The sequence below is a fragment of the Sphingomonas sp. BLCC-B65 genome (assembly GCF_028550675.1).
Classification (GTDB): domain Bacteria; phylum Actinomycetota; class Actinomycetes; order Actinomycetales; family Microbacteriaceae; genus Microbacterium.
The window spans coordinates 2,354,087-2,370,883 of record NZ_JAQQGL010000001.1 but is presented as its reverse complement, the minus strand read 5'-3'; the positions used below and the strand labels follow the sequence as shown (position 1 = coordinate 2,370,883).

Below are 16,797 nucleotides of genomic sequence, written 5' to 3'. Positions count from 1 at the left end.
CGCACCCCGCAAGCATAACGGTTTCGGAGCGTGCTGCCGAACCGGATGCCGCCGCATCCGGTCGACGGCACGATCAGCGCTGGGCGACGGTGCAGGTCACCTGGGCCGCGGTCTGCCCGGTGATCGAGGACGGCAGCTGCACGGCCTCCTGCGTGGGCGTGGGTGCCGCAGCCGTCGCGCCGGCGTCGCCGGTGGCGGTCGGGCTGGGCGTGGCGCCCGGGTCGGCGGGCGACGGCGTCGCCTCACCGACGACCTCGGTGCCGTAGCCGTCGCTGGTCGACCCGGTCAGCTGGATCGGCTGGTTGTTGGCGAGCGCGTCGAAGAGCACCTTGGCCGCCGAGGTGACGGGGTCGACACGGGAACCGCCGGTCGCATACACCGTGGGGTACTGCACGAAGACGATGTCCTGGTACGGCACGCTGCGCACCGCCATCGCGATCTGCACCATCCGCTGCGGGTTCGCGAGGGTGGAGCTCAGCACGACCTGTGGCGGGTCGGCGGTCACCTGCGAGATCGCGGTGTTGGCGAGGTTGAAGAGGGTCGCCGGGTTGCCCAGCACGCCCTCGGACTGCAGCTTGCGCACCAGAGAGCTCAGGAACTGCTGCTGGTTCGAGATGCGGCCGAGGTCCGAACCGTCGCCGATGCCGTGACGGATGCGGAGGAACTGCAGGGCTTCGACGCCCATCAGCGTGTGCTCGCCCTTGGTCAGGTTGAGCCCGGTGTGGCTGTCGCTGATGTCGTCGGCGACACAGACGTCGACGCCGCCGATGGCGTCGGACATCGCGATGACACCCGTCCATCGCGTCGCGGCGGCGAACTGGATGTCGATGCCGGTCAGCTTCTCGATGGTCGCCACGGTGCACGACAGGCCGCCGTACATGTACGACGCGTTGAGCATCTGACCGCTCATCGCGGAGTACTGCGTGCCGTCCGGGCCGGTGCACGAAGGGATCGGCACGATCATGTCGCGCGGAAAGGAAACGACCGTGACGCGACGCGGCTGATCGGAGATGTGCACGAGCATCGTGACGTCGTTGCGCTCGCCGTCGGTGTCGCCGGCCTGGCAAGCACCGGAGAGGGCGGCGTTGGGCCCCTCGCACGAGTCGGTGCCGACGACGAGGATGTTGGCGCCGCCCTCGATCTCGCCGAGCGTGGGCGGAAGCGCTTCGTCATCGCCGCCGATCGAGACACCGGCGGCCTGTACGGCACGCGCGGCATCCCACACATAGAACGCGCCCACGGCCGTCGTGCTCACCACGGCGACCGCGACGATCGCCGCGAGGATCGCGAGCACCTGCGAAAGCGGGTGCGGAGACTTCAGGATGCCGTGGCGGGCGACGGGCTGCCGACGAGGGCGCTCGGGGCGTGGACTCACGGGGGACCTTTCGACAGCGGGCACGACCGCTTCTGCGGAGGGTGTGGGATTCGAACCCACGGGACATCTCTGCCCACCGGTTTTCAAGACCGGGTCCATCGGCCGCTCGGACAACCCTCCCGATGGATGCCGCGGCATCCCTCAGACAGGCGACGAGTCTAGTCGACGCACGATGCCCATCATCGCGCGTCGTCCTGGGCGGCGGCTGAAAAGGCGTCAGAGTTCGCGCAGGATGTCGGCGACGCCGCCGGCGTGCACCGAAGCCGTGACCTCTCCTGCTTCACGGCGCACCTCGTCGGGCCCCTGTCCCATCGCGATGGCACGGCCACCGTGATCGAGGGCCCAGCGGAACATACCGAGGTCGTTGCGGCCGTCGCCCATCACCAGTACGCGCTCGCTCTCCACGCCGAGCCAGGTGCGCACGCGCTCGAGGGCGGTCGACTTGTCGACGCCCTGCGGCGCGATGTCGAGCCACGCCGACCAGCCCACGGCATACGAGACCTTGGTGAGGCCGATGCGTTCGACGAGGGCCAGGAAGTCCTCGTCGGTCTCGTCGGGTGCGACCACGACGACGCGGCAGACGGGCTGCGCGACGAGCTCGGCGAAGTCGACTCGGCGCGCGTGCGCCAGGTTCCAGTCGTCGAGCCGCTCGGTGTAGAGCCGCTCGCCGTCGGCGAGTTCCACCATGTACTTCGCGTGCGGCAGGTGCGCGCGCAAGAGGTCGACGACCTCCGAGGGGTCGAACGTTTCGACGTGGAAGCGCTCGTAGCGGCCTTCTTCCGCGAAGTCGCCCCCGACGCGCTTCATGATGACGGCGCCGTTGGAGCAGACCGCGTACTCCGGGGCGAGCTCGAGCACGTGCTGGATGCCGCGGGTGCCCTCCCAGCTGCGGCCCGTGGCGAGCATTACCTCGTGTCCGGCGCGATGAGCGTGCGCGACGGCCTCCACGACACCCGGGCTGAGGGTCTCGTCCTCCAGCAGCACCGTGCCGTCGACGTCGAGCGCGATGAGCAGGCGCTCCGTCGCGACGGCGGGGTTCTCGGCATCCGTCGCCAGATCGTCGACGAGGTGCGCGGCCTTCGGCGCGTCGACGACCTCGATCGCACCCGTGGGCGGCAGACGGTCTTCGGCGCGCGGGCCGCTCATGCGATCGGCTCCGCCACCTCGAGGCCACCGAGGTAGGGCCGCAGCACCTCGGGGATCACCACCGACCCGTCGGCGCGCTGGTGCGTCTCCAGCAGCGCCACGATCCATCGGGTGGTCGCGAGGGTGCCGTTCAGCGTCGCGACCGGAGCGGTCTTGCTCGCCACGCCGTCGACGCTCGGCCGGTAGCGCACGTCGAGGCGTCGCGCCTGGTAGGTCGTGCAGTTGCTGGTGGAGGTCAGCTCGCGGTACGAGCCCTGCGTCGGAACCCAGGCCTCGACGTCGTACTTGCGCGCCGCGCTGGATCCGAGGTCTCCCGCGGCCACGTCGATCACGCGGTAGCTGAGACCGAGGTCCTGCAGCATCTGCTCCTGCAGAGCGACGAGGCGCAGGTGCTCGGCCTCGGCATCCTCCGGGGTCGTGTAGACGAACATCTCGAGCTTGTTGAACTGGTGCACCCGGATGATGCCGCGGGTGTCCTTGCCGTACGACCCGGCTTCGCGCCGGTAGCAGGTGGACCAGCCGGCGTAGCGCTTCGCGCCGGCGGTCAGGTCGAGGATCTCGCCCATGTGGTAGCCCGCAAGGGGGACCTCGCTCGTGCCGACGAGGTAGAGGTCGTCGGCCTCGAGCTTGTAGACCTCGTCGGCGTGCTGTCCGAGGAAGCCGGTGCCGCGCATGACCTCGGGGCGCACGAGCGTCGGCGGGATCATGGGGATGAACCCGGCATCCACCGCGCGCTGGAGCGCGAGGGACATGAGGGCGTACTCGAGGCGGGCGCCGATGCCGGTGAGGAAGTAGAAGCGGCTGCCGGAGACCTTGGTGCCGCGCTCCATGTCGATCGCGCCGAGCTTCTCACCGAGGGCGAGGTGGTCGAGGGGCTCGAAGTCGAAGGATGCCGGTTCGCCGTGCGTACGGACGGTGACGAAGTTCTCCTCGCCGCCGGCGGGAACCCCGTCGATGACGATGTTCTCGATGCGGGCGAGGGCCGCGTCGGCGGCCTCTTCGGCCGCGGTGACGGCCTGCTGCGCGGCCTTGACGCGATCGCTCAGCTCCTTCGCCTGCGCGACGAGCGCGGGCTTGTCCTCCTTTGGCGCCGAGGCGACGGTCTTGCCGTGCGCGTTCTGTGCGGCGCGCAGCTCTTCGAAGGCCGTGATCGCCGCGCGCCGGGCGCGGTCGGCTTCGATCGCGGCGTCGACGGTGTCGGCCGACTCGCCGCGCGCCTCCTGCGAGCGCTTGACGAGGTCCGGATTGTCGCGGAGAAGGGCGAGATCGATCACCCGACAAGTCTAGTTCGCGGGGTCGCCCCTGCTCGGTCGTCGGGCACGACGGCTCGGGGAGCCGTCGCAGACGGCGTGTGTCTAGAGACGGTGCCGAGCCGCGAGGCGCAGTCCGAGGATCAGCGAGGACACGACGTAGGCAGCCATGCCTCCCGCGGAGGCGAAGAACACCCATGCGTTCACGGGTTGCGACGGATCCAACTGACGCACGAGTGCCGTCGCGGCGATGACGACCACGACGATCACGGTCACGCCGAAGTGGACGGCGTCGGCGCGTTGCACCCCGCCGAGCGTGTCGATCCGAGCAGTGCCCCCCACGGCGATCCCGATCGCGGTTGCGGCGCCACACTCCATCGCGCGGTGGCGCAGGACGGGTTCCTGAATACCGCCATGGCGACGAGGGAGGTGCCCAGCGGGATCGCAAGGGCGAGGAACAGGGCGATCCAGCCCGCCCAGCGAACAGCGGAGCGGATCTGACGCGCTTGTCCCCTCCCTCCGTTCTACCCGTCCATGGCCTCAGCCGCAGCGAGTGCCGCGGCGCCACGATCCGCCCGCCCCGCCGCTGATGTTCACCGCCGGGTATGTTTAGCCGCATGGCATCCGCTGACGTCGCTGCACCCTCCGGTGATGAGGCGTCGCCTCGCCGCGCGGCGCTGGTCTACAACCCGATCAAGGTCGAGGTCGATCAGCTGCGCGATGCGGTGACCCGTCACTCCGCCGACGCAGGGTGGGCGGAGCCGCTCTTCTACGAGACGACCGTCGACGAACTCGGCGACGGTCTGGCGCGCGAGGCGATCGCGGCCGGAGCCGATGCGGTGCTCGTCGCGGGCGGCGACGGCACGGTCCGCGCGGTCAGCGAGGCCATGGCGGGCGTGGAGGTGCCGCTGACGATCGTGCCGAGCGGCACCGGCAATCTGCTCGCCCGCAACCTCCAGCTTCCCCTTTCCGATCCCGACGCCATGATCGCGGCGACCTTCGCGGGCGATGTCCACGCGATCGATGTGGGGTTCGCGGAGCTGGTGCGCCCCGACGGACAGCGGGAGGAGCGTGCGTTCGTCGTGATGGGCGGCATGGGTCTGGATGCCGCCATGATCGCCAACACCAGCGGCGATCTGAAGAAGAAGGTCGGGTGGGTCGCCTACGTCGACGGCGCCGCCCGCTCGCTCGTGAAGGCCAAACCCTTCGGCATCATGTACCAGGTCGCCGGCCACCGGATACACCGCGCACACGTGCAGAGCGTGCTCTTCGCCAATTGCGGCTCGCTGCCGGCCGGTCTGGAGCTGATCCCCGAGGCGTCGGTCGCCGACGGGCAGCTCGACATCGCGATCTTCCAACCCAAGACGGCCTTCGGCTGGCTCGCGGTGTGGCGCCGCGTCGCCTGGGACAACAGCGTGCTGCGCAGGTTCCGCGCCGGACGGCGCATTCTGCGGCTGCGCACCCGGGACAACTCCATCCGGTACGCACGCGGTACCGGCATCCAGATCGCCGCCGGCGTCGCCACGCCGGTGCAGCTCGACGGGGACGAGTTCGGCGAGGCCACGGCCGTCGACGTGCGCATCCACGCCGGCGCGCTCCGGCTCGCCGTACCCACCGGGCACACCTCCCCCACGCTCTAGCGGGGACGGCGGGCAATGTCGTCGAGGTGCGCGACGACCAGGCGGCGCGCCGCCTCCGCGTCATCCTCCCCGCCCCACACCGCGTGCAGGGCGGCGCCATCCAGCAGGGCGTGCAGCCGCTGGGCCTCCAGGTTCGGGTCGCGCCCGACGCCGAGGTCGTCCGCCTCTCGCAGAAGCTCGATGCACGCGCGACACGCCGCGGCGACCCCGCCGTTGAGGCGCAGGACCGAGTCGCGCAGCCGCGCATCGGTGAGAGCGAGCACGCCGAGCTGGATCTGGGCGAGCAGCTCCACCCGCCGGTCATGATCGAGCGGCAACAGCTGTTCCAGGATCTCCTCAGCGAGCCGACGTCCCGCGGAGTGCCCGAGAAGCCCGGCGATGCGCGCGGACACCCGCCGATCGATGAGCAGCAGACAGTGCTCGCGCAGCGCATGCTGCGTGGGAAAGGTGCGCCGCAGCGACGCGACGGCGATGCCCGCCTCGTCTGCCACGCCGCGCACCGACAGTCCCGCGAGGCCGTCGCGCTCGAGCACGCGCAGCGAGGCCGCGGCGATGTCTCGCGTGCGAGCGTCTTGGTCGATGAGCCGGGGCATGAGAGCTAGTGTGCCCCGACGGGCGGCGCTGACGACGCGCGTCGGGGCCAGATGGTGTAGCTCACAGCCCAGATCACGTCGGCGGCGAGGATGATCCCAAGGATCCGAACGTTGACCAGCAGTTCGTCAGCCCCGTTGCCGTCGCGGGCGAGCGCGATCAGCCCCCACGTGACACCGCCCGCGATCACCACCATGACGATGGTGCGCAACACGTCCTTCCAACACGCGATCGTGTATGCGGTACCCGAGAGCCTGACGGGCGGAGGCCCGGAGGCGAAACGGTGCGCGAAGCGCACGTCGGCCCACGAGATGACCTGATGGCCGAAGGCGACCGAGAAGCCGATGTAGATCGCGGCCAGCCCGTGCTGCCACGAGGCAGCCCCTCCGCGGAGCAAGTCGACGGCCACGAGGATCAACAGCACAACGTCGATCGCCGGAGCCGCGATCAGCAGCGCTGCCCCCAGCCGCGGTCGCCGCAGGGGGTAGCGCGCGAGGAGGCCGGCGAGCACGGCTACCCAGAACCCGACCTCGCACGCCACGATCAGTATGACGATCATGCGACCCGCCTCTTCATCTTTGTGAGTACAACTGTACTCACAAAGATTCCCGCCACGTACCGCCAGCGCCACCGCATACGCAAGGGCTCGCCGCAGCCCGACGGACCCGGCACGATGGAGCCATGCCGGCATCCCCGAGTCTCGTCTGGTTCCGCGACGACCTCCGCGTCGCGGACAATCCCGCGCTGCGTGCGGGCGTCGATCGCGACGAGCCCGTGATCGCGGTCTATGTGCTCGACGAGGAGTCGCCGGGTATGCGTCCCCTCGGCGGCGCCGCCCGGTGGTGGCTGCATCACTCCCTCACCGCGCTCGGCGAGCGCCTGCGCGAGAAGGGCACCCGCCTCGTCCTGCGCCGCGGCGCCGCATCCGAGGTCATCCCTTCACTCGCCCGCGAGGTCGGCGCCGGCGCGGTGTTCTGGAACCGGCGGTACAGCACGCCCGAACGCGAGGTGGACGCGGGCCTCAAGACGTCACTGCGAGCCGACGGCCTCGAAGTCAGCTCGTTCGCGGCATCGTTGCTGTTCGAACCGTGGACCGTCCGCACCGGCGCGGGGACGCCCTACGGGGTGTTCACGCCGTTCTGGAAAGCGTGTCAGCAGCTTCCCGCTCCGCGCGAGCCGCTCGCGGAGCCGCGCGAGCTGCGCGGGGCGTCGACGTACCCGGCATCCGACGACCTCGACGACTGGGCGCTGCTGCCGACGAGACCGGACTGGGCGGGCGGGCTGCGCGAGCGCTGGACTCCCGGCGAACTCGCCGCACGCCACCGCCTGCGGGAGTTCCTCGCCGAGGATGTCGCCGACTACGACCGCGCCCGCGACGAGCCCGCCGGGGGCGCGACCTCGATGCTGTCGCCACGGCTGCGGTGGGGAGAGCTGAGCCCATTCCAGGTGTGGCACGCGGCCGTCGAATCGGGCGCCCGCGTAGCCGGCTTCCTCTCCGAGGTCGGCTGGCGCGAGTTCGCCTGGCACACCCTCTTCCACGCGCCGGATCTGGCGACCACGAACCTCAAGCCCGCGTACGACGCGTTCCCCTGGCCCCGACTGAGGCCATCGATGCTGCGCGCGTGGCAGCGCGGCGAGACCGGGGTTCCCCTGGTGGACGCCGGCATGCGCGAGCTGTGGGCGTCGGGCTTCATGCACAACCGGGTGCGGATGGTGACGGCATCCTTCCTCATCAAGAACCTCCTCATCGACTGGCGCCGCGGCGAGGAGTGGTTCTGGGACACCCTCGTCGATGCGGATGCCGCCAGCAACCCGTTCAACTGGCAGTGGGTCGCCGGCTCCGGCGCCGACGCGGCCCCCTACTTCCGCATCTTCAACCCGGAGCTGCAGGCGAAGAAATTCGATGGCGACGGGCGGTACGTCCGCGAGTGGGCGCCGGATGCCGAGGACAGGGACCCCATCGTCGACCTGAAGGCATCGCGCGACGCGGCCCTGGCGGCCTACGAGGTCGTGAAGAACGCCGGTTGAGATCCGGCGGCGGAATGCGAGAGGCGCGCGCGGGGTTGTCGCTGTCGATGTCTCCCGCACTCTCCGTTCTCGACCTCGTTCCCGTCCGTTCCGGCCAGACCAGCAGCCAGGCCGTCGCCGCCTCGCTCGCGCTGGCGCAGCGCGCCGACGACCTGGGCTATCGCCGTTACTGGTCCGCAGAGCACCACAACATGCCGGCCGTCGCGTCGACGACGCCGCCGGTACTGATCGCTGCCACCGCCGCACGCACCTCGCGCATCCGCGTCGGCTCCGGCGGCGTGATGCTGCCGAACCACGCGCCGCTCGTCGTCGCGGAGCAGTTCGCCGCGCTCGAGGCCATCGCGCCCGGCCGCGTCGACCTGGGCCTCGGGCGAGCACCGGGAAGCGACCCGGTCATCACCCAGCTGCTGCGCATGAGCGGCACCTCCAGCGACGTGGACCGCTTCCCCGAGCACGTCCGCGACATCAGCGCGCTGATGTCGCCCGACGGCGCGACGGTGCGCCTCACGGGCCGCGCCGGCGACGACGACCGCTACGGCATCCACGCGACGCCCGCGGCGACGGGCGCGCCCGAGGTGTGGCTGCTCGGATCGAGTGACTACTCGGCGCAGCTCGCGGCCGCATTCGGGCTGCCCTACGTGTTCGCCAACCACTTCTCGGGCGAGGGCCTCGAGCGAGCGCTGGACCTCTATCGCGGCCAGTTCCAGCCCTCGGCGCACCTCGACGCGCCCCGCACCTTCCTCACCGCCAACGCGGTCGTCGCCCCCACCACCGCCGAGGCCGAGGAGCGCATGCTGCCGCAGGCGCGGATGATGGCACGTCTGCGCGGTGGGCGCCCGCTCACGGCGCTGGAAACCGTCGAGCAGGCCGCCGCGTCCGAGGCGGAGGACCGTCTCGCCAGCCCTCTTCTCGACGCGCTGCGGCGGCGCTGGTTCGTCGGCACCGGCGACGACGCGCGCGGGGCGATTGCGGCCTTCGCGGATCGCCACGGCGTCGACGAGGTCATGGTCTCGCCCGTGTCGGGAGCCTACGACGGGGAGCCGATGAACGCCGCGACCGGCCGCGTCCAGACGCTGGAACTCCTCGCAGCCTGAGGCCGCGGATCGGGGCGTTTCGACTCGCTGCGCTCTGCGTTTCGACTCGCTCCGCTCGCTCAACGACCGGCGAGAACTGCATCCCCGGTCGAAACGGCGAAGCCGGTGGTCAGGCCTCGGGGGCGCCGGAGATGAGACCGCGAAGCCAGTCGCGGGCCTCGACGAACACCTCGTCCGAGTAGCGCTCGGGGTAGTGGACGATCGCACGGTCGGCGCGCGGATAGGAGCCGAGATAGATCATCTTCGGGCTGAACCGCCGCAGACCCAGCAGCGCGTCGGCCATGCGCTCGTCCTGGATGTGCCCGTCCGCATCGATGACGAATCGGTAGCGCCCCAGGGCGTCGCCGATGGGTCGCGAGGCGAGCAGCGACAGGTTGATCCCGCGCGTGGCGAACTGCTCGAGCATCTCCATCAACGCGCCAGGGTACTCCTCGGGCAGCTCGACGATCAGCGAGGTCTTGTCGGCGCCGGTCGGCGCGGGCGGCGCGACGGTGCGCCCCACCAGCACGAAGCGGGTGACGGCATTGGCGTTGTCGCCGATCTCCTCGGCGAGCAGCTGAAGGTCGTGGTGTTCGAGGATCGCGGGCGGCGCCACCGCGGCATCCGCGTCGCTGATGCCCTCCAACATGTCGACCGCGGAGGCCACGTTGCTCGACGCCGGCAGGTGCGCGTGGTCGGGCACATGGGCCGACAGCCAGCGCAGGCACTGCGCGTAGGCGACCGGGTGCGCAGCCACGAGGGTGACGTCCTCGAGGCGGGTTCCCGGACGGCCGACGAGCACGAAGTTCACGCGGACCAGATACTCACCGATGATTCTCAGCCCCGGCATCGTGGCCAGCGCATCCTGTGCGGTGGACACACCGCCGTCGACCGAGTTCTCGATCGCGATCATCGCGGCATCCGACCGGCCTTCGACCACGTCGGCGAGCGCTTCGGCGACATTGCGCACCGGACGCCAGATCTGGTCGCGCGCCTCGGGCACCTGCGCCAGCGCCGCTTCGGTGAACGTTCCGGCCGGTCCGAGATAGCTGTAGGTACGGCGCGCGGGCACGGATGCCGCAGACGCCTCGGTCGACGAAGGCGCGGAAGTCACGGGTGACAGCCTACGCTGAAGGGGTGATCCGCCGATTCTCCTCCCTCGCCGTCGTCACCGCCGCCATGCTCGCACTCGGCTTGAGCGCGTGCGCGCCCGTCGATGAGAAGCCGGCGACCCAGCCCACGCCGACCGGTTCTGCGAGCGCAACCCCGACGCCGACGCCCACTCCGACAGCGACGCCCTCGCCGTCGCCCACGGCCGACCTCGCCTGCCTCGTCGGCGAGTGGCACATGGGCCAGGACCAGGTCACGGCCTTCTACAACGACGTGAACTCGCTCATGGCGGGATCGGGTGCCAAGTTCACTCCGGTGGGCACCGCGGATCTCATCCTCCGCAAGGACGGGACCTACAAGTGGACCCCGGCCGAGCAGGTCACCGCGAACGTGTCGGGAACGACCATCCTCATCAACTTCAAGGGCTCGATCACGGGCACCTACACGGTCACCGGCAACGGGATCGGCAGCCAGACCCAGGACACGTCGGGCTTGGAGATCGTCGCGACGATCGACGGCAAGGGCACGGACGCCGGGGCCATCAGCCAGCAGATCTCGGTCGCGCCGATCAGCGACGCGAAGTACGGGTGCAAGCCCGAGACGCTGACGCTCATCAACAAGCTGTCCGACAGCACCGCGACCTCGGTCCTGCACCGGGAGTGAGCGGGGGCGCCGCGGCAGTGACAGACTGTGGACATGAGCCGCGCAGGACAGCCAGCCGAAGCCTCCGACCTCGTCGACATCGATGAGCTCATCGCCGCCTACTACGACCTCAAGCCCGATCCCACCGTCGCCGAACAGCGTGTCGCCTTCGGTACGAGCGGCCACCGCGGCTCGTCGCTGAGCACGAGCTTCAACGAGGACCACATCCTCGCGACCACCCAGGCGATCGTCGACTACCGCACGGCGCAGGGCATCAGCGGTCCGCTCTTCCTCGGTCGCGACACGCACGGCCTGTCGCTTCCGGCAGAGCGGACGGCGGTGGAGGTCCTGGTCGCCAACGGTGTGGACGTCCGTACCGACTCCCGCGATTCGTGGGTACCGACACCGGCCCTCAGCCACGCCATCCTCACCTACAACCGCGATCTCTCCGCCGACGACCCCGCTCGCGCCGACGGCATCGTGGTCACCCCCTCGCACAACCCGCCGCGAGACGGGGGCTTCAAGTACAACCCGCCCCACGGCGGCCCGGCCGACACCGATGCCACCGGCTGGATCGCCGACCGCGCCAATGCCCTCATCGCCGCCGGCCTCGAGGGCGTGCGGCGCACGCCCTTCAAGGACATCGACGCCGACACCCTCGGTTCGTACGACTTCCGTGAAGGCTATGTCGCCGACCTCGGCAGCATCATCGACGTCGCCGCCATCGCGAAGGCGGGCGTGCGCATCGGCGCGGACCCCCTGGGCGGCGCCTCGGTCGAGTACTGGCAGCTGATCGGCGAGCGCTACGGGCTCGATCTCACCGTCGTGAACCCCGAGGTCGACCCGACGTGGCGCTTCATGACACTGGACTGGGACGAGAAGATCCGGATGGACCCGTCGTCGCCGTCCGCGATGGCCGCACTCGTGGCGCGACGCCATGAGTACGACATCCTCACGGGCAACGACGCCGACGCCGACCGCCACGGCATCGTGACGCCGGATGCCGGGCTGATGAACCCGAACCACTACCTGGCGGTGGCGATCGACTACCTGTACGCGCACCGCCCACAGTGGGCGGCCGACGCCGCCGTCGGCAAGACCCTCGTCTCGTCGATGATCATCGACCGTGTCGCTGAGGCGCTCGGCCGGCGCCTGCTCGAAGTGCCGGTCGGGTTCAAGTGGTTCGTTCCCGGACTCCTCGACGGGTCGGTCGCGTTCGGCGGCGAAGAGTCGGCGGGAGCCTCCTTCCTGCGTTTCGATGGCTCGGTGTGGACGACCGACAAGGACGGCATCCTCCTGTGCCTTCTCGCCGCGGAGATCCTCGCGGTGACCGGCAAGACGCCGTCGCAGCGCTATGCCGAGCTGGAGGCCCAGTTCGGCGCCTCCGCCTATCAGCGCGTGGACGCCCCGGCGACGCCGGCGCAGAAGTCCGCCCTGTCCAAGCTCGCCCCGGAGGCGGTCACCGCGACCGAGCTCGCCGGCGAGCCGATCACCGCGAAACTGTCGCACGCGCCCGGCAACGGCGCCGCGATCGGTGGCCTCAAGGTGCAGACCGCAGACGCCTGGTTCGCCGCACGCCCCTCCGGCACGGAGGACGTCTACAAGCTGTACGCCGAGTCGCTGCGCGGCGAGGATCACCTGCGCGAAGTGCAGGCCGAAGCCCGCGCCGTCGTCGCTGCCGCGCTGGGCGACGCGTGACACGCACCGATCGCTGACCGCACGAACGGAAGCGGCCCCGGCCCCCGACGAGGGGGACGGGGCCGCTTCCGTCTCTCAGGCCCGCTCGGGGCGGCGACGCATGACCAGCGCCGCGCCGGCGAGGACCAGGAGCATCGCGATGACCAGAGCCACGCCGAACGGAGCCGTGGCACCGGTCGTCGCGAGCACCGTCGGCGCTGCCGTCACCGTGACCGCGTACCACCCGATCACCGCTCCGGAGGCGTCGGTGACCGCAAGCCGGTGTGCGCCTGCGGGGACGTCGAGCGGAACGGTCACCGCGATGGTTCCCGCTGCCGAGACGGTCGCCGTGCCGAGGGCTCGCGGCGTCGAGAACAGCCACGCACCCACCGAGCTGCCGGCGCGATCGGTGCCGACCTGGATCGACACGGTGGAGCCGGCGGCGATGGTCGCCGGACCCGAGATCGCACCCTGCAGCGCCGCCGTGAGGTCGCCCTCACCAGGCGCTCCCGTTCCGGCGGATGCCGACGGCGACGGCGAAGCGGGGCTGCTCGGGGACGGGGAGGTGGAGCCACTCGGCGACGGCGAGGGATCCGGCGTCGGCGTGGTCGTCGCCTCCTGACCCGTGACGGCGTCGGAGACCGTGGTGGCAGCCGTGAACCCGTCGGCGGCTGCCGTGAGAGCGACCGTCAGCGCGTGTCCGACATCGGCGGTGGTCACGGTGTACTGCGTCGACACCGCTCCATCGATCGGCACCCCGTCCCGACGCCAGGCGTAGGTGAGCTGCGCCGTCGACGGGTCGACGGTGCCGGCGACAGCCGTCAACGTCGCACCGACCGTGGGCGTGCCGGTGATCGTCACGCCCGAGACGACGGCGTCGCGGGTGACGGCGACCGTGTACACCTTCTCGGCGCCGGAGACGGCCGTGACACGGACAGTGGCCGTGCCCCCGCCGTCGGCGGGCTGGACGATCGCGACCGTCGCATCCTCGTCGACCGCTGTCGCGGCCACCGTCGGCCACGTCGATCCGGGCACCGACACCGCATAGGCCGTGCGGTCGGCGGTGAAGTCCTGCACGGACGTGGAGCCGACGCTCAGCCGTGCGAGGTCCGCGACCGACGACGCCGAGGGGGCCGGCGCGTAGATCTCGACCTCCGACACGATGATGTGCGTGTTGGGGTAGGCGTTCATCACGACACGGATCTGATCGGCCGATGCCGCGCCGACGGGGACGTCGACGGAGGGATCGCCGGTCGCCGGGGTTCCGACGGTGATCGTGTCTCCGGTGACCCAGGAACCCGAGCCGAGTCGGTAGTCGATGTGCATCGTCTGGGCCCACGAGGTGCCCCCGTCGCGCTTGAAGTACACCTTCACGTGCGACACGGGAACCGCAGCGGACAGGGCGTACGTCACCGTGTCGGCGGCGTTGAGCGTGCCGCTGCGCCAGTTCGACCATCCCTTGTCCGTCGTGATGCCGTTGATCGTGTTCGAGGCGGGGTAGCCGCTCTCGGTGTAGGTCGCGGACGCCGTACTCGTGCGTGCGACGTTGTTCTCCGTCGGCTCCGTGACGATGACGCTGAGCGTGGCCGGGAGGGTGCCCCCGCCTGCGACACTCGCACTGCCGCTGATCGAGACGATGCCGGGCTGCGCGAACGCGGCATCCGTCACGCCCGACCACGACCAGGTCACCGGCGCCGACGCCGTCGCTCCGCCGGTGCGCACCTCGAGAGGCACGGTCGTCGGGGCCGTGGCGGCGACCGTGGCCGCAGAGGCTCCCGTGTACGTCGTGAGCGAGACGGGCAGTGCCGCCGTATAGGCGCCGACGTCGACCACCGCCCGCACGGTGAACGGCGTACCGAACAGATCCGTGCCGCTGCCGGCGACGATGGTGGTGCCCGGGGCCCAGTCGTGGCCGTCGAGGCTCCACGTCACGGCGGCCGTGCGCGTGCCACCGCCCACGTAACGGATCGGCACCGTCGTGGGAAGCACCGGCGCGACGCCCACGGCGGTCGTGGTCGTCACGTCGGGCACACTCTGAACTGCCGTCGGGGCGAGCGTCCAGGCCTGGTTCGCGCCGTTGTTCGAGGTCCACAGTCCCACACTGGTGCCGTCGGTCGTGCCGGCGCCGTTGACGTCGAGCACGCGGGTGGACGCGACGTTCAGCAGCGAGAATCCGCGTCCGTCGAGCGTGGTGGGCATCCACTGCGCCGCCGGGTTGGTCGCGGCCTGCTCCGGTGTCGCACTGATCACCGTCAGGTTCGTCCCGGATGAGGCCAGGTAGCGCCCGTCGGCCGCCCGCAGCAGCACACGCTGGCGGTCGGAGCCGGCGCCGGTGAGCGAGGTCGCCGTCCAGGTCTGCGCCGTCGCGGCATCCGCCGTCGTCGCCGCACTGCGGATGGTGAGCGCCGTCCCCTGCACGGTGAGGGCCTTGCCGCTCTGCACGCCCAGGAGCTGGTAGGCCGCGCCGTCCTTCACCTGCGGCGCGGACGCCGCAACGCCCGACACGCCCGACACGACGAAGGTCGTGACGGACTTGGCCGGCACCGTGAGGGTCGCCGTGCGCGTGATCGGGTCGACGGCCACGGCGGAACCGGTGACGAGCGCGTTCTTCTCGACATCGTCGGCCGGAGACTGCGTCGTGACGACCGGGGTCACGGTCGCGCCCGGCGCGATCGATGCGAAGTTCGACAGGTCCAGACGCACGGTGCGGGCGGTGGTCTCCGTGTTGACGTGAACGAGGTTCACCCCGGTACCGGATGCCGAGACGGCGGCGGTGGTCTGCGTGTCGTTGGTGGGGACGATGTGGTCGCCCGGGCGGATGAAGTGGGTGAAGTTGCGCACCGTGTTGTACTTCGCGTTGGTGACGACCTTGCACGAGGGGTCGGCGTCGCCGTCCGTGAGGCGCCGCTTCGAGTTCCCGTCGGCGTTGCAGTCGAAGTCGACGAGGACGCTGCCCCAGTTGAGCTTTTCCACCTTCTGCATGTTGTAGAGGTCTTCGACCGGCTGCCAGAACACCCAGGCCCGCGGTTCGAGCTCGCGGAGGTCATCGATCATGTGGCCCGCCATGCCCAGACCGTTGTCGATGTTGGTCTGGTTGAAGCCGGACTTCGAGGTGTCCCAGTCGCCTTCGACCTCGCTCATCCACAGCGGCTTGTCAGCGGTCTTGGCGATGTCGCGCACCATCGTGCGGTTGGAGGTTCCGTACGTGTGCACGTTGAGTTGGGCGACGGCGTCCTTCGATGACTGCGACCACCCGTTCCAGTCCGTGACGAAGGTGGACGGGTTCGTCTCGTCCATGGCCGAGATCGGAACCTTGGTCGTGGTCGACGGGGCCGCGAGACGCGCCGCGAGCGCCTGGATCATCTGATCCTGGCGCTGCGGGCCGATGTGCGCCCCCTCCTGGCGACTGGCCGAGGTCGGCCAAGTCGCGCCCTGCGGGATGGTCGTGCCCCAGTAGTTCGTGTTCGGCTCGTTGAACGGGTCGAGGGAGTCGAAGGTGATGCCGTAGGTCTGCTCGAGGTGCTCGACGACCTTCACGAGGTACCCGGCGAACTTGTCCATGTCGGCGGGCGCCAGCTGCTCGGCGCTGGCGTTGTTGATGCCACCCGAGACGTACCCGCTCTGCGTCAGGAAGTAGGGCGGGGAGTTGCTGAACGCCTCCCACTTGGTGATCTTGTCCTTGAGCGCTTCGATCCACCAGCGCTGGGTCGCATCGGCGTTCCAGTTGAACGCGGACGGGTCGTCGGGGTTCCAGGCGGCGGCGTAGCGTGCACGGTCGGCGTAGGTGGAGGTGATCGGCCCGGAGCCGTCGCTCTTGCCGAGATCCGGGTTCCACCACCCCTGCACGGCACCGCCCGGACGCAGATACGACGGGACGTCGGTCGCGTTGCCGCCGCCGATGTTGTAGCGGGCGATGTTGAGGTTCAGCCCGTCTTCGCCGAACACCTTGTCGAGGAGGTCCTGTCGAACCGCCTCCGGGTAGCCACCGGTGGCGTTCGCGAACCAGACCAGGCTCGTCCCCCACCCTTCGAAGGGCTCGGAGGCGTAGGCGGGGTTGGGGGTGATCGTCACCGTGGGGGGCGCGGATGCCGCCGCCGCAGGCTCGGCAGCCGCGAGCGGCGCCACGAGTCCGGTGATGCCGAGGGCGGTGACGGCGGCGAGCGCGATCAGGCCGGGGGACTTCATCGTGGGGGATTCCTCTCTGTGTCGCGTCGTCGCGAACCGGGAGCTCGTCATGTTGACGTTAACATGGCTCGCGTACAAGC

13 protein-coding genes and 1 tRNA gene are annotated in these 16,797 nt (G+C 70.3%); 5 read left to right on the top strand and 9 right to left on the bottom strand.

Going from position 1 to position 16,797, the window contains the following annotated elements; translation table 11 throughout:
* Positions 1 to 73: 73 nt before the first annotated feature.
* From PP359_RS11145 to PP359_RS11125, 5 genes are all read right to left on the bottom strand, one after another.
* Positions 74 to 1,375, bottom strand: a complete 1,302-nt coding sequence (locus tag PP359_RS11145) for an LCP family protein (protein ID WP_112931866.1) — start codon at positions 1,373 to 1,375, stop codon at positions 74 to 76.
* A gap of 35 nt (positions 1,376 to 1,410) precedes the next feature.
* Positions 1,411 to 1,495 (bottom strand) — tRNA-Ser (locus PP359_RS11140).
* Between the two features lie 96 nt (positions 1,496 to 1,591).
* Positions 1,592 to 2,521, bottom strand: a complete 930-nt coding sequence (locus tag PP359_RS11135) for an HAD family hydrolase (protein WP_036288963.1) — start codon at positions 2,519 to 2,521, stop codon at positions 1,592 to 1,594.
* Complete coding sequence (gene serS / locus PP359_RS11130; protein WP_499250604.1) at positions 2,518 to 3,795, bottom strand: serine--tRNA ligase; 1,278 nt, start codon at positions 3,793 to 3,795, stop codon at positions 2,518 to 2,520. The genes PP359_RS11135 and serS overlap by 4 nt, the downstream gene beginning before the upstream one ends.
* Before the next feature lie 81 nt (positions 3,796 to 3,876).
* Complete coding sequence (locus PP359_RS11125) at positions 3,877 to 4,077, bottom strand: hypothetical protein (RefSeq protein WP_499250603.1); 201 nt, start codon at positions 4,075 to 4,077, stop codon at positions 3,877 to 3,879.
* A 311-nt stretch (positions 4,078 to 4,388) separates the two neighbouring features.
* Here PP359_RS11125 and PP359_RS11120 point away from each other — a divergent pair, with 311 nt between their 5' ends.
* A complete protein-coding gene (locus tag PP359_RS11120) occupies positions 4,389 to 5,411 on the top strand; it encodes a diacylglycerol/lipid kinase family protein (RefSeq protein ID WP_499250602.1) in 1,023 nt (340 codons plus the stop codon).
* On the opposite strand, the gene PP359_RS11115 is transcribed toward PP359_RS11120, so the two are convergent.
* A complete protein-coding gene (locus tag PP359_RS11115) occupies positions 5,408 to 6,004 on the bottom strand; it encodes a TetR/AcrR family transcriptional regulator (RefSeq protein ID WP_499250601.1) in 597 nt (198 codons plus the stop codon). The genes PP359_RS11120 and PP359_RS11115 overlap by 4 nt on opposite strands.
* A 5-nt stretch (positions 6,005 to 6,009) precedes the next feature.
* The gene (locus PP359_RS11110; protein ID WP_112931868.1) at positions 6,010 to 6,561 is read right to left on the bottom strand and encodes a hypothetical protein; all 552 of its coding nucleotides are present in this window, start codon (positions 6,559 to 6,561) and stop codon (positions 6,010 to 6,012) included.
* 122 nt (positions 6,562 to 6,683) lie between these two features.
* On the opposite strand from PP359_RS11110, the gene PP359_RS11105 reads away from it, so the two are divergent.
* Both PP359_RS11105 and PP359_RS11100 read left to right on the top strand, forming a co-directional pair.
* Positions 6,684 to 8,030, top strand: a complete 1,347-nt coding sequence (locus tag PP359_RS11105; protein WP_499250600.1) for a cryptochrome/photolyase family protein — start codon at positions 6,684 to 6,686, stop codon at positions 8,028 to 8,030.
* Between the two features lie 47 nt (positions 8,031 to 8,077).
* Positions 8,078 to 9,124 carry an LLM class flavin-dependent oxidoreductase gene (locus PP359_RS11100; RefSeq protein WP_499250599.1) on the top strand — a complete coding sequence of 349 codons (1,047 nt, stop codon included), beginning with the start codon at positions 8,078 to 8,080 and terminating at the stop codon, positions 9,122 to 9,124.
* A 109-nt stretch (positions 9,125 to 9,233) separates the two neighbouring features.
* On the opposite strand, the gene pheA is transcribed toward PP359_RS11100, so the two are convergent.
* Positions 9,234 to 10,217 carry a prephenate dehydratase gene (gene pheA / locus PP359_RS11095; RefSeq protein ID WP_036316138.1) on the bottom strand — a complete coding sequence of 328 codons (984 nt, stop codon included), beginning with the start codon at positions 10,215 to 10,217 and terminating at the stop codon, positions 9,234 to 9,236.
* A gap of 23 nt (positions 10,218 to 10,240) precedes the next feature.
* Here pheA and PP359_RS11090 point away from each other — a divergent pair, with 23 nt between their 5' ends.
* Together PP359_RS11090 and pgm are read left to right on the top strand one after the other, a co-directional pair.
* Positions 10,241 to 10,876, top strand: a complete 636-nt coding sequence (locus PP359_RS11090) for a hypothetical protein (RefSeq protein WP_231560275.1) — start codon at positions 10,241 to 10,243, stop codon at positions 10,874 to 10,876.
* Positions 10,877 to 10,909: 33 nt separating this feature from the next.
* On the top strand, positions 10,910 to 12,553 hold the full coding sequence (pgm, locus tag PP359_RS11085) for a phosphoglucomutase (alpha-D-glucose-1,6-bisphosphate-dependent) (protein ID WP_499250598.1): 1,644 nt from the start codon (positions 10,910 to 10,912) through the stop codon (positions 12,551 to 12,553).
* Positions 12,554 to 12,628: 75 nt separating this feature from the next.
* Here pgm and PP359_RS11080 read toward each other — a convergent pair whose 3' ends face one another.
* Positions 12,629 to 16,717, bottom strand: coding sequence for an RICIN domain-containing protein (locus PP359_RS11080; RefSeq protein WP_499250597.1), 4,089 nt, complete (start codon positions 16,715 to 16,717; stop codon positions 12,629 to 12,631).
* Positions 16,718 to 16,797: the final 80 nt, after the last annotated feature.